The following is a 12565-nucleotide window of genomic DNA, read 5'->3' as shown; positions in this document are numbered from 1 at the left end:
GGGTGCTGCCGGTTCGTGAACCGGCGTGGGAGACGATACAACAGGTAGTGGCCCTGACAGCAAATCGGAAAGGATGTGCCCATGGCTTCGGAGTCCTCCTTCGACATCGTGAACAAGGTGGACCGTCAGGAGGTGGACAACGCCGTGAACCAGGCGGCGAAGGAGATCAGCCAGCGGTTCGACTTCAAGAACGTGGATGCCGGGATCAAGTGGTCGGGTGAGGCCATCGATCTGCAGGCAAGTACCGAGGAGCGGGTGAACGCCGTCCTCGACGTGTTCAAGGACAAGCTGGTCAAGCGGCAGATCTCGCTGAAGGGTCTGCAGGCGGACGACCCGAAGCTGTCCGGGAAGATCTACAAGATCAACGCGACGATCGACGCCGGGATCACCCAGGAGAACGCGAAGAAGCTGTCGAAGCTGATCCGCGACGAGGGCCCGAAGGGTGTCAAGGCCCAGATCCAGGGTGAGGAACTGCGCGTCTCGAGCAAGAGCCGCGACGACCTGCAGGCGGTTCAGGCGCTGATCAAGGGCCAGGAACTCGACTTCGCGGTGCAGTTCGTCAACTACCGCTGATCCGCTCCCGGTCAGCTGAGGTCGTGGAGCAGGAAGTGCAGCTGGATGTCGTCGGCCTGGTCGGTCCACAGGCCGTCGGCGTCCGGTACGGCGGCTGACACCGCGCGGGCCTCCTGTACGACGGCCTCCCAGTCGGCATGATCGTGTTTCATCCGAGCGATCGTTCCAGCCCACGAGGGCACCGGCGGGTAATCGGTCGCGGGCAGGCTGGTTGCCGGGCATGCTGGCGGGTGTGGGCGAGACGTTGATGCGGAAATGGTTGCTGGCGGACTTCGGGCTCGAGGTGGCGGAACTCACACCGGTCGCGTACGGCGCTGACGTCGCGGCGCAGGTGTGGCGGGCGAGTACGGCGACGAACGTGTACGCCGTGAAGTGGAGCGCCGCGGGCACGAATACGGGGCATCAGGTCGCGGCATTCCTGGCCGACAGCGGGCTGCCCGGCGTACCGGAGTTGGTCCGGACGTCCGAGGGCGGGCTGTGGAGTGTGCACGCGAAGAAGCGGTTGACGATCACGCCGTGGATCGACGGTCCCCGGGCGGCTCAGTCGGGGCTGACGGACGAGCAGTGGTCGGAGTACGGCGTACTGCTCCGTCGGGTGCACGACGCGGAGCTGCCGCCTCGGCTGCGGGACGCGTTGCCGAAGCACAGTCACATCGATGCGCGTACGCCGGCGCTCGCGAAGGAGGTCCGTACGCGGCTCGAGACCCCTGAGGGCGAGGTCGAGGAGGAACTCGCGGCGGTGTGGAAGCAGTACGAGTACGTGATCGCGGACCTGCTCACCAACCGACCGCCCGCGCCGGACGGACCGCGGGTCGTCTGCCACGGCGATCCGCATCTCGGCAACGTGCTCGTCAACGACGGGCTGCACCTGATCGACTGGGACGACGTCATCTACGCGCCCCGCGAGCAGGATCTGATGTTCATGCTCGGCGGCATGGGCGATGTCGGCCCCACCACGTCAGCCCAGCTGAACGCGTTCCTCGCCGGCTACGGGCCGCACACCGTCGACGAGGACGCGGTCCACTACTACCGCCATGTTCGGGCGTTCGAGGACGTCGTGGGCTGGTCCCACCAGGCGATCACCGGCCCCGACGAGTTCGATGCCCTCCAGGTGACCAAGGGCATCCTCGCCAAAGGGCTAGCAGTGCTAGCGGTCTGCGTCCCTGGAGAACTGCGGTGACGCTGCTCCGGCCCGACTGTCCGTGGCGAGGACGCCTGTGACGTCTTAGGCGTGGCGGAGCCAGATGTTGGGTTCGACGTAGATACCTGTGTCGGCTTCGCGGTCGATGGTGAGGGTGGTCAGGCCGTCCGGGATCGTGTACGTGCCGGTGGACGGAAAGCGCATCTTGGTCCACTTCTCCCAGTCCTCGACGGTGCCGGTCATGGTCTGGGACGCGGGAGCAGGCGCTAGGAGGGTGGCACCCAGGCGGACATGGGTGCGGAGCCACGGGTCGAGCGGGAGTCCGTCCTCGCGCGTCCAGGTCATGAATGTCTCGACAGGGGTCAACGGGTAGCGCGACTTCAGGGTCGGGCGCACGGGGGCGATCACCTGGCCCAGACCCTTCGCGACGGCGCGGTCGCGGATCGCCGTGATCACGCGGCCGGCGTGTCCGCGGCCCTGTTCGTCGGACCGTACGGCGGCCGCCATCAGCACGAACGTGTTCGGTACGACGTTTTCCTCGTACGACGTCACCGCGCGTCCCAGCGAATCGGTGAACCCACCGGGAAGATCCGCGACCGTGCCGTCCCACGCGATCGGTACACCCCAGCACCCCGCGATCAGCCGGTCCTCGGCGACGAGGTAGAACTCCCAGTCGCGGAAGTGCTCCACCCGCCGCTCCCGGTACGGCGTCACGCCCTCGTCGTGGAAGATGAACTCCGGCCACTCCTCAGCGAACCGCTGCTCGGCCTCTTCGTCGTACTGCGGGGCCTCGGCGACCGGAATCAACTCGTACATGAGCCGAAACCTAGCCGCCGTGCAACGTTTTCCGCAGCTGCATTTTCCGCGTTCCGGAACCTGTTTCACCCGCGGTCTGCCGCACCGACCGGGGTGACGCGCCCAGCTCCCGGCGGCAGGTCTTGTTGAACGCCTGCAGGTCGGAAATCCCGACCGAAGCGGCGATTGCCGGAATCGACAGCGTCGACGAGATCAGCAGGTGCCTCGCCCGCGCCATCCGGCGTCGACGCAGGTAGGCGATGACCGTTGTCCCGGTCTCCTCCTGGAACAGGCGGGTCAGGTGGTTGTGGGAGACGCCGGCCCGGCGGGCCAGGTCGGGTACGGCGAGCGGCTGCGCGAGGTTGGCCTCGATGTACGAGATCGCGGCGGAAACCGCTGGATGACCGGCCTCGGTGGTTGGCGGCGTCAGCTCGGCGATCCGCCACAGCGCCGCCCACACCTCCGCGGTGGTGCGGGCCGAACCGGACGGGGACGACTCGATCGCGGACCGCAGCAAAGTAGACAGCAACGGCGCGGCCGCACCGGCATCCTGTACGGCGGGAACGTGCGACGGATCGCCCGCGACGACCGGCCGGAAATGCGCGTAAAGGTGCTCGGAACGTCCGCGGTAGTCGAACTGCACCTGGGTCCCGGCCGGCGTCAGCGAGACGTAGCCGGGTGCCACGGAATACGTCGTACCGAGCAGGGTCAGCTCGGCCGAGTAGTTGTAGAGGTGCAGCTGCCAGAGGTCCGGCAGCCGGAACAGGTCCCGCAGTCCGCGGACGCCGTGGATGCCCGCGCCGGCGTTCACCACCTCCGGCGGTTGCGCGAGATGCAATTCGATCATGGTGAGAAATTACCAGTAGTGGTGAACACAACCCACGCGAAGGAACGGTCTCTTTACCTAGCCTGGTGGAGTAGCAACCACTACCCACTATGGGAGTCTTCATGCCCCATCCGCATCGCAAGCACCTGCTCACCTCGGTACAGATGGCACATTTCGTGGCCACCGGCGCACTCCGGATGGACGCCGTCGTACCGGACGACATGAACCAGCAGGCGATCGAGGTCCTGAAAGCCGGCATTCCGGGCGTTCCGTACGGCACCCCGCTGTCGGAGGCGTTCGTCGACAGCGACTTCGTCCAGCGGCTGGTGCAGCTGCCCGAGGTGGCCGGCGCGATCCACAGCCTGGTCGGCCCGGAGCCGACCGTCGACCACCACGCGGTCCACATCCGCAAGGCGCACGAGGGCGAGGCGCAGAACCTGCACGGTGACGCGATCATCGACGTCCGCACGGACGCCTTCGACGTACAGCTCATGTACTACCCGCAGGACGTGACGCTCGACATGGGCGGCACGCTCAGCGTTCCCGGCAGCCACCTGCGCCGGACCAACGAGTCCGACACCGGCCGCTACCAGAACCTGCTCGGCCAGACCCGCCTGGTCTGCCCGGCCGGCACCGTCCAGTTCCTGCACCACGGCATCTGGCACGGCGGCCGCAAGAACGACAGCGAGCTCGACCGCTACATGTTCAAGATCCGGTTCAACCCGACCGTCCGCCAGGTGCGGCTCTGGAACACCGACGACCTGTACGACGAGCAGGTCGCGGACGAGCTGGAGCAGTCGTTCCCGTGGTACGAGAACGCGTCCGGCCGGCTGGAGCGGTTCAACCGCATCATGCTGTGGCGCGCGATCAGCGGCGACGACACGTACGACCCGAACTACTGGGTCACCCGGGTCTCGAACCGCCCGCAGCGCGTCGTGGCCGACCGCGCGAACAACCCGCACGCTGCTGCAAAGAAGGAGATGGCATGACCGCGACCGCAGAGACGCCGCAGCAGACGGGCCTGCGCCAGCAGGTGCTGGTCCTCTACCTGGCCTCCTCCGCGCTGGACGCGCGCGTGATCGGCTGGTCGACGTACGACGGGACGGGCGAGACGCACCCCACGACGGGTGACAGCGACGTACCGCCGTACGAGACCGGGCTCGACGCGCTCAAGGACGGGTGGCGCCTCTTCCAGGCGTCCCAGCTGACCCCGCCGTACCCGGGTCACGAGTACGACGTGTCGTTCCTCAAGCACGAGTTCTTCTTCGAGAAGCTCGTCTAGACGGGCACCACGCACACCGGCTTCGGCCAGACGGCCGGCTCGCCCGCTTGGGTGAGCCGGCCGTCGGCGATGGTGAACGTCGCGATCTGGCCGGACCGCTCGTTCGCGGCGTACAGCGTTTTCCCGTCGTTGCCGAAGGCAAGGTGCCGCGGCCAGTCGCCGCCGGAGGAGATGGTCTGCACCAGCTCGACCGACTGGCCGTCGGCGGCGGTCTCGAACACCGCGATGGTGTTGTCGCCACGGTTCGATCCGTACAGGAACCGGCCGTCGGCGGAGATCAGCAGCTCGGCCGGAAAGTTCTCGCCCGGCGAATCGGCCGGCCGCGTCGAGGCAGTCTGCACGGCCTGCAGCTTCCCGTCGGAGTAGTTGCAGACGGTCAGCGTCGAGTCGAGCTCGTTGATCACGTACGCCGCGTCCGCCGTCGGGTGGAACACCATGTGCCGCGGACCGGCGCCGGGGTGGATGCGCAACTGGTCGACCTCGTGCAGCACACCGTCCTCGTCCAGCGTCGACGAGTAGACCGTGTCGGAGCCGAGGTCGATGTCGAACACGTACGCACCGGCCGGATCGAACGCGATCTGGTGCGCGTGCGGCCCTTCCTGGCGTTCCGCGTTCGGTCCGGTCCCGGAACGCTGGACGAAGTACGCGCGCTCACCCAGCGAGCCGTCGTCATTCAGAGGATGCACGGCAACCGAGCCCGACGTGTAGTTCGCCGACAGCAGGAAACGGCCGCTCGGGTCGATGTCCAGGTGGCACGGGTGCATGCCGCCGGTCGACTGCTGGTTGAGCAGCTCGAGCCCGCCGTCCGCCCCGATCGCGAACGCCGCGACCTGGCCGGTGTCGCCCTCGCTGGTCGCGTAGAGGAACCGCCCGTCCGCGGAAACGACCAGGAACGACGCGTCGGCGATCGTCGCCACTGTGACGATCGCGTCCAGCGGACCGAACCCGATCCCGTCCCCGCCACCGGCCTGACTGGTATAGCTCCCGACATAGATCCGCTCAGAAGTCATGCCCCATACCCTGCCAGGTCAGGAGCCGACGGGCACACCCCTGTCCAGCCCGTAGAGCGCCGAGCCCCAACCGAGGTCGGCGACGAGGAGCTGCCAGCCCAACCGTCGGTACAGCCGCGGTGCCGGACGGTCGTCGGTGTACGTCGTGAGCAACGCCCGCGAGTTCGGCAGGCCGCGCATCAGCTCCTCCATCAGCGCGGTCCCGATGCCCTGCCGCTGGGCGTCCGGGAGGACGGCGAGCTCGACGACCTCGAAGTGTCCGCCGATCCATTCCGCCGTGAGCTCCGGGCCGATCGCCTCGGCGACCCGGTCGGACCACCACTGTCCACGCTTTCCGGTGAATCCGTACGCGAACCCGACAACGTTTTCGGCCCGCGCCGCGACTAGCTTGAAGTCGTCACGGTCCGCGTGGGTGGGGAGCTGGTCGGTTGCGAAATGCTCGGCGTTTCCGTCATCGAACGAGGCAGCGAACACGTGGCCGAGTTCGTCGGCGATGGCAAGCGCGGCAACTCGGTCGAGGACGCTGATCACCTCGCCTAGCCTAAAGCGCATGGACGCCAAGGCGCTGCTGCAGCGAATCGGAATCGACGGGTACGACGGTCCGCCGCGGCTGGAGGCGTTGACGCAGTTGCATGCGGCGTTCGTGGATCAGGTGCCGTACGAGACCGTGCAGTATCAGCTCACGCCGGGTGGTCCGCTGGAGCCGGAGGACGTCGCGAAGCGGATCGTCGCGCGGGAGACCGGCGGGTACTGCTTCCAGCTGAACGGCACGTTCGCGCTGCTGCTCACCGAGCTCGGGTACCGCGTCCAGATGCACCGCGGCGGCGTACAGACCGTCAACCGTCCGGGCGACATCGACGGCAGCCACATGGTGCTGACCGTCAGCGGGCTGGTCGAGGACCCGGAGCGCCTGTGGCTCGTCGACGCCGGCCTCGGCGACGGGTTGCGCTACCCGATGCCGCTGGAGACGGGCGAGATGGAGCAGTACCCGTTCACGCTGCGGCTCCGCCCGTCCGAGAAGACCGACGGCTGGCGGCTCGACCACGATCCGCGCGCGAACCTGATCGGCATGGACTTCGAGTCCGCGCCGGTCACTCTCGACGCGTTCGCAGCCCAGCATGCCGCGCTTTCCGCCGACCCTGCATCCCCGTTCGTCCGGTTGGCGTCCGCGTTCCGCCGGACGCCGGAAAGCGTTGTCGTACTGCGTTCCGTCGGCCTCAGCGAAACGTTTTCCGACCGCGTCGACACCACGCTGCTCGACAACCCCACGGACTACTTCACCGCGCTCGCAGACGTCTTCCGGCTGCCCCTCCCGCACTACTCCGAAGCCGACCGCGACACCTTTTGGCGCCGCGTCTGGTCCCAGTACGAGGAATTCCAGGCGCGGGCTACTTCGTCGTGAAGCTCACGATGACGGTGTCACCTTCGGCGTACGTCAGCGTGGCGATGTGAAGTGGGCGGCCCTGCTCGTTCCAGCTGACCGCAGCGAGACCGCCGGCCACTCCCCCGGCACTGCCGCCGCCGCTGCGGCTGACGTCGCTGCCACTCTTGCTCAAGGAGATGTAACCCTTCGAGTCGGTGAGCTTGAGCGTGCCGTCCGCCACCGTCGCCGTGAACTTGTCCCCCTTGAGGTTGAGGGCCGCCTTCGTGCGGATCATCACCTCACAGATGCCGTCGTCGCAGGCCCGGTAGTTCTGCCCGTCCTTCGCCGCGGGCACCGCTGCGCTGGTCGGCGTACCAGCAGGCGTACCAGTTGTCTCGCTCTTGCCGGACCCGCCGCAAGCGACCAACGCGAACAACAGCACCAGCCCGGCGACTCCTCGTGTGATCACCCGCCAGACGCTACCGAGCGAAGGAACGACCAACTCGGCCGTGACCGGAAACTGTCAGGTCGCCAGCGCGAACATGATGCTCGGGAGGACCGAGAGTACGGCGGCGACCGCGGTGCACAACGAGATCATGGTGACGGCCGGGGTCTCGATGTCCACCGAGAAGGGGTCGTCGGCAGGGAGGCGGAAGAGTTCCGCGACCCAGCGGAGGTAGACGGCGAGGCCGATCATGACGTTGAGGGCCATGACGATCGCAAGCCAGCCGAGGTGCGCGTCGATGACGGCCTGGAAGGCCGCGAACTTGGTGAAAAGGCCCGCGAGACCCGGCGGCAGGCCGGCGAGGACGACCAGGAAGAAGATCAGGGCCGCGGCCAGGCCGGGTTCGGAACGGACCATGCCGCGGTAGTCGGTCAGCAGACCGGCCGGGCGATGCCGCTGGACGACGGCGACCGCTCCGAAGGCGCCGAGCGTGACCACGACGTACGCCGCCAGGTACCCGACGACCGCCTGCGCGTCCGCGGCGGCCAACGGTGCGAGCAGGAACCCGACCTGCCCGATCGACGACCAGGCGAGCAGCCGGACCGCCTCGACCTGGCGTAGTGCGGCAAGGTTTCCGACCGTCATCGTCACGGCCGCCAAAATCGCGACCGCCGTACGCAGCTGTGAACCGTTCGGCGCGATCCCTGACGTCACCAGCACGAGCAACCCGGCGACACCGGCCGTCTTCGACACCACTGCGAGGAACGTGGTCACCTCGATCGGCGCGCCGACGTACGTGTCCGGCAGCCACGCGTGGAACGGCACCGCCGCGATCTTGAACGCGAACCCGACGATCACGAACAGCCCGGCGGCGAAGGCTACTCGCGCGAGATCCGGATCCAGGCCGGTCAGCTGGTTCGCGATCGTGGACAGGTACAGCGACCCGGTCACGCCGTACAGGTAGGAAACCCCGAAGAGCATGACGGCCGTCGACAGTACCGAGACCAAAAACGCTTTCATCGCGCCCTCGGATCCACGCCGGTCCCGCCGAAGCGCGACCATCGCGAAGCTCGGCAGCGACACGACCTCGAGTGCGATCACCAGCGTCGCCAGGTCCCGCGCGCCTGCCAGCACGGTCGCACCGGTCAGCGCGCTCAGCAGCAGAAAGTGGTATTCCCCGATCGGTACGTCGGCCGCCAGCAAGCGGTACGCCGACAGTCCGACGACGCCGAGCCCGCCGATCAGCAGCACCGCCCACAACCCGGCCGTCAACGGTTCGAAGACCAGGCTGCACTGCGCCGGCCCCTCGACCGCGGGCCGGCAGAACGCGGGCTGGAAGTCGTCCCGATGCGCCCACACGAACACGAGCCCGAACAGGATCACCACGCTGGTCAGCACCGTGACGACGGTGTGCCGGAGCTCCGCCGAGGCACTCTTCCAGAAACTGTCGACCAGCAATACGGCGACCGCGCCGATCGCCAGCACCAGCGGTACGGCGATCGCCTGCCAATCGGTCCACGTCAGGGTCATAGCGCCACCCATTGCTGCAGGAGGAGTCCGGGCCAGAGGCCGAGCAGTACGGTCAGCGTGATGAGCGGGGCCCAGGTGACCAGCTCGATGCGGCTGAGGTCGACCGCGAAGGCGGCCGGCGGGTTCTCGGCCGGATCGCCTTGGCACAGGTTGCGGATCAGCCGCAGGAAATACGCGGCGGTGAGCACCGTTCCGAGGCCGGCGATCACCATGAACACCAGGAACGTTGTCCGCGGCAACCATGGCGCCGGGTGGTACGCGCCGAGCAGGACCAGCATCTCGCCCCAGAAACCCGCCAGTCCCGGCAGCCCGAGCGACGCGAGACACGCGAATGTCAGCAAAGCGGCGATCCGCGGCAAACGCGCGTACAGCGCCCGCCCGATCGCCCGCAGGTCGCTGGTGTCGTGACGGTCCTTGATCGCACCGGCCAGGAAGAACAGCAGGCCGGTGATCAGCCCGTGCGCGATGTTCGCGAACAGCGCACCGCGCAGACCGGCCGGTGACATCGTAGAGATCCCGAGGCCGATGAACCCCATGTGCCCGACGCTCGAGTACGCGATCAGCCGCTTCACGTCGGTCTGCGCCAGGCAGGCCAGCGAGCCCGCGACGATCGCCACCGTCGAGAACGCCCCGAGGTACGGCGCGATCGTCGCCGTCGCGTCCGGCAGCACCGGCACCAGAATCCGGATCATGCCGTACGTCCCGAGCTTCAGCAGTACGCCGGCCAGCAGCACCGAACCCACCGTCGGCGCCTTCGCGTGCGCGTCCGGCAACCAGATGTGCAGCGGCCACAGCGGCACCTTCACCGCCAGCCCGCCCGCGATCAGCAGCGCCGCGACCAACGGGATCCCGTGCCCGCCGGCGACCGGTGAACTGGTCAGCTCGACGATGTCGAAGGTGCCCGCCACCCGCTGCACGAGCAGAAATCCGAGCAGCATCAGCGCGGAACCGAACACGGTCATCAGTACGAAAGTGTTCGCGGCGCGTTTCCGTCCGGCCGGATCGTGGTGGTCGCCCCAGATGTCGATGACCAGCCACATCGGGATCAGCACGATCTCGAAGCAGACGAAGAACAGCACCAGGTCGAGCGCGGAAAACGTTCCGATCACGCCGGTCTCGATGACCAGCAGCAGTGCGATCAAGGAACGGGTCCGGCCGATCCTCGGCGTGATCTTCAGCGAGTACAGGCAGCACAGGAAGGTCAGCAGGGCGCTGAGCACGATCAGCGGCACCGAGATCGAGTCGACCCCGAGATGGAACCGGACCCCGAGCGACGGGATCCACGGTACGTCGATCACCGCGTTGAGCGGCCGGAGGTTGTCGCCGAGCACCTGTGCGTCTTGCGACGAGTACGCGAACCAGCCCTCGGTCCGCGGCCAGAGCAGCACCGATCCGATCAGCACGAGCCCGGAAATCACCGATCCGCACGCCGCCGCGAGCCGATCCCCGATCGCCGCCGGGATCATCCAGAGCGCGCCCGCGGCCAGCAGGGGCAGCACGAGGATCGCCAGCAGGATCCCGTTCACGAGCCGATCACCCCCGCGAGCACGGCCAGCGCGACGACACCGACGACAGCCGCGGTGAGATAGGTCTGCACGTTCCCGGTCTGCAGCCGCCGGAGCCCTTGCGACGCCAGCGTCCCCGTCCGGCCGACCGCGCGTACATAGGCCCCGACAACATCGCGATCCCCCGCCACGGTCAGCTTCGCCAGCCACCGCACGGGTACGACGACCAGACCGTGGTACGCCGGGTCGACGCCGAACTCACGCTCCAGCAGGACCGGCCGCGGATCCGCCCCACGCCGCCACAGCGAGTACGCCGGGAGCGCGCCGAGCAGCACGAGCGCGGTCGAGATCAGCCCGATCACCCAGTTGAGATGCACGCCGTCGGCGTACCCGAGCGCGATCGCGGCGACCGCGAGCAGAACGAGCGGCGCCAGCATCACCCAGGGCGCGTCGTGGAGCTTGGAGGTGTCGGGCTCGTCGAGATCGGCCGCCGCGTCGCCGTCCTCGAACGCACCGATGCCGCCGGCGAGCGCCGGCGTACGGAAGAAGGTCCACAGCCACAACCGCACGCAGTAGAACGCGGTCAACGCCGCCGTGAGGCAGACCGAGACCAGCACCGCCCAGCCGACGACCGACCCGTCGTGCGCTTTCTCCCAGGCCGCTTCGATCACCGTGTCCTTGGAGAAGAAGCCGGCGAACCCGGGTATGCCGGACAGCGCCGCGAGCCCGACCGTCATCGTCAGGAACGTGACCTGCAGCGTTTTCCGCAACTTTCCGCGGCGCGTGTAGCGACGCAGTACGACGAGGGCCGCGCTGCCGACCTGATGCAGGAGCACGCCGGCGCAGAGGAACAGCAGGCCCTTGAACGCGGCGTGCGTGACGAGGTGGAAGAGCGCCGCGTGCCGGCCGTCCGCCGTACCGAGGGACAACGCGGAGAACATGATCGCGAGCTGGCTCACCGTCGACCAGGCGAGCACCCGCTTCACCTCGACCGCCGCGGACGCGCAGAGAGCGGCGAACAGCATCGTCACGCAGGCGACGACCGCCAGCGCCGTCAGGGTCGTGGTCGAGGCCGAGAAGACGTTGTAGAGACGGGCGATCAGGAAGACGCCCGCGGCAACCATCGTGGCCGCGTGGATCAGGGCGCTGACCGGGCTCGGGCCCGGCATCGCGTCCGGGAGCCAGGTCTGCAACGGGACCTGCGCCGACTTCCCGACGACACCGACCAGGAGCAGCAAGGTGCCGGTCGTCAGCAGTCCGGGTGAGATCTTCGCCGGATCGAGTTCGGAAATCCGGAAAGTGTGCGCACCGAGACCGAGCACGAAGATTCCGAACAGGAACCCGACGTCGGCGAACCGCGTCATCAGGAACGCCTTGACCGCACCCGATCGGGCGTCGCGGCGTTCCCAGTAGTGGCCGATCAGCAGGTACGAGCAGGCGCCCATCACTTCCCAGCCGATCAGCAGGAAGAACAGGCTGTCCGAGATCACCACGGTCACCATCGCCGCAGTGAACAAGGTGACGAGAGCGTGGTACGACGCGGCGCGCTGATGCAGGTACCCGAGCGAGTAGACCTGGACGCACGTCGCGATGACGCCGACGACCGCGAGCAGCAGGACGGTCAGGTCGTCGGTGCGGACCGCGAAGCCGATGGTGAGATCCCCGACCTGCGAGTTCAAGAACGCGTACTGGTCCGGGGTGGCGCCGTGCAGGAGCGCGGCGAACAGGAGGATCAGCAGCGAGAAGCCGACGCCGACGACCCGCCAGGCGGTCGCGATCACGACGCCTCCTCGTGTTCGAGGAGGTCGCGGGCCGCGTCGGCGTCGACGTGGCCGTGACCGCGGAACAGCAGCAGGACGATCGCGAGGCCGAGTCCGATCTCCGCCGCGGCCAGCGTGATCACGAAGATCGCGAGCGTCTGCCCGGTGGCCTCGTCCACGCGCCAGGCGTCGAAGGCGACCAGGTTCAGGTTCACGGCGTTCAGCATCAGCTCGAACGACATCAGCATCGTGATCGCGTTCCGGCGGGCGAGAACGCCGTACACGCCGATGCAGAACAGGACGACCGCCAGCAGCAGCGGAAGGACCAACGGCAT

Annotated in this window: 15 protein-coding genes; 5 read left to right on the top strand and 10 right to left on the bottom strand. The window is 67.9% G+C overall.

Translation table 11 applies throughout. The features are described 5' to 3' along the window. The first annotated feature begins 81 nt into the window (after positions 1-81). Positions 82-573, top strand: a complete 492-nt coding sequence (locus ACWF0M_RS21390; protein ID WP_452237446.1) for a YajQ family cyclic di-GMP-binding protein — start codon at positions 82-84, stop codon at positions 571-573. A gap of 11 nt (positions 574-584) precedes the next feature. Here the strand turns inward: ACWF0M_RS21390 and ACWF0M_RS21385 are convergent, their stop codons facing one another. After that, complete coding sequence (locus ACWF0M_RS21385; protein WP_452237445.1) at positions 585-725, bottom strand: hypothetical protein; 141 nt, start codon at positions 723-725, stop codon at positions 585-587. An 80-nt stretch (positions 726-805) separates the two neighbouring features. Here ACWF0M_RS21385 and ACWF0M_RS21380 point away from each other — a divergent pair, with 80 nt between their 5' ends. Beyond that, positions 806-1753 (top strand): phosphotransferase enzyme family protein, encoded by a 948-nt coding sequence (locus ACWF0M_RS21380; protein ID WP_452237444.1) that lies wholly within the window; start codon positions 806-808, stop codon positions 1751-1753. Between the two features lie 45 nt (positions 1754-1798). Here the strand turns inward: ACWF0M_RS21380 and ACWF0M_RS21375 are convergent, their stop codons facing one another. Both ACWF0M_RS21375 and ACWF0M_RS21370 read right to left on the bottom strand, forming a co-directional pair. Further along, a complete protein-coding gene (locus ACWF0M_RS21375; RefSeq protein ID WP_452237443.1) occupies positions 1799-2530 on the bottom strand; it encodes a hypothetical protein in 732 nt (243 codons plus the stop codon). Positions 2531-2540: 10 nt separating this feature from the next. Next, a complete protein-coding gene (locus tag ACWF0M_RS21370) occupies positions 2541-3356 on the bottom strand; it encodes a helix-turn-helix domain-containing protein (RefSeq protein ID WP_452237442.1) in 816 nt (271 codons plus the stop codon). Positions 3357-3457: 101 nt separating this feature from the next. Here ACWF0M_RS21370 and ACWF0M_RS21365 point away from each other — a divergent pair, with 101 nt between their 5' ends. Together ACWF0M_RS21365 and ACWF0M_RS21360 are read left to right on the top strand one after the other, a co-directional pair. Beyond that, positions 3458-4324, top strand: a complete 867-nt coding sequence (locus tag ACWF0M_RS21365) for a phytanoyl-CoA dioxygenase family protein (protein ID WP_452237441.1) — start codon at positions 3458-3460, stop codon at positions 4322-4324. Beyond that, a complete protein-coding gene (locus tag ACWF0M_RS21360) occupies positions 4321-4617 on the top strand; it encodes a hypothetical protein (protein WP_452237440.1) in 297 nt (98 codons plus the stop codon). Before ACWF0M_RS21365 ends, ACWF0M_RS21360 begins: the two co-directional genes overlap by 4 nt. Here ACWF0M_RS21360 and ACWF0M_RS21355 read toward each other — a convergent pair. Both ACWF0M_RS21355 and ACWF0M_RS21350 read right to left on the bottom strand, forming a co-directional pair. Further along, on the bottom strand, positions 4614-5627 hold the full coding sequence (locus ACWF0M_RS21355) for a lactonase family protein (protein WP_452237439.1): 1014 nt from the start codon (positions 5625-5627) through the stop codon (positions 4614-4616). The two genes, ACWF0M_RS21360 and ACWF0M_RS21355, sit on opposite strands and share 4 nt — an antisense overlap. An 18-nt stretch (positions 5628-5645) precedes the next feature. Then, entirely contained in the window at positions 5646-6158 is a 513-nt protein-coding gene (locus ACWF0M_RS21350; RefSeq protein ID WP_452237438.1) for a GNAT family N-acetyltransferase, read from the bottom strand. 19 nt (positions 6159-6177) lie between these two features. Between ACWF0M_RS21350 and ACWF0M_RS21345 the strand changes: the two genes are divergently transcribed. Beyond that, positions 6178-7029, top strand: a complete 852-nt coding sequence (locus ACWF0M_RS21345; protein WP_452237437.1) for an arylamine N-acetyltransferase family protein — start codon at positions 6178-6180, stop codon at positions 7027-7029. Here ACWF0M_RS21345 and ACWF0M_RS21340 read toward each other — a convergent pair. Genes ACWF0M_RS21340 through nuoK form a run of 5 tightly spaced genes read right to left on the bottom strand, consistent with a single transcriptional unit; the run spans position 7016 to position 12565 of the window. Beyond that, positions 7016-7459: a hypothetical protein gene (locus ACWF0M_RS21340; RefSeq protein WP_452237436.1), complete on the bottom strand. Its 444-nt coding sequence runs from the start codon at positions 7457-7459 to the stop codon at positions 7016-7018. The genes ACWF0M_RS21345 and ACWF0M_RS21340 overlap by 14 nt on opposite strands. 54 nt (positions 7460-7513) lie before the next feature. Continuing rightward, positions 7514-8965 (bottom strand): NADH-quinone oxidoreductase subunit N, encoded by a 1452-nt coding sequence (locus ACWF0M_RS21335; protein ID WP_452237435.1) that lies wholly within the window; start codon positions 8963-8965, stop codon positions 7514-7516. Continuing rightward, the gene (locus tag ACWF0M_RS21330) at positions 8962-10491 is read right to left on the bottom strand and encodes a complex I subunit 4 family protein (RefSeq protein ID WP_452237434.1); all 1530 of its coding nucleotides are present in this window, start codon (positions 10489-10491) and stop codon (positions 8962-8964) included. Before ACWF0M_RS21330 ends, ACWF0M_RS21335 begins: the two co-directional genes overlap by 4 nt. Next, the gene (locus tag ACWF0M_RS21325) at positions 10488-12251 is read right to left on the bottom strand and encodes an NADH-quinone oxidoreductase subunit 5 family protein (protein ID WP_452237433.1); all 1764 of its coding nucleotides are present in this window, start codon (positions 12249-12251) and stop codon (positions 10488-10490) included. The genes ACWF0M_RS21330 and ACWF0M_RS21325 overlap by 4 nt, the downstream gene beginning before the upstream one ends. After that, positions 12248-12565, bottom strand: a complete 318-nt coding sequence (nuoK, locus tag ACWF0M_RS21320; protein ID WP_452237432.1) for an NADH-quinone oxidoreductase subunit NuoK — start codon at positions 12563-12565, stop codon at positions 12248-12250. Before nuoK ends, ACWF0M_RS21325 begins: the two co-directional genes overlap by 4 nt.

It is taken from the genome of Kribbella sp. NPDC055110 (genome assembly GCF_053607525.1).
This window is presented reverse-complemented; position numbering and strand designations above follow the sequence as displayed.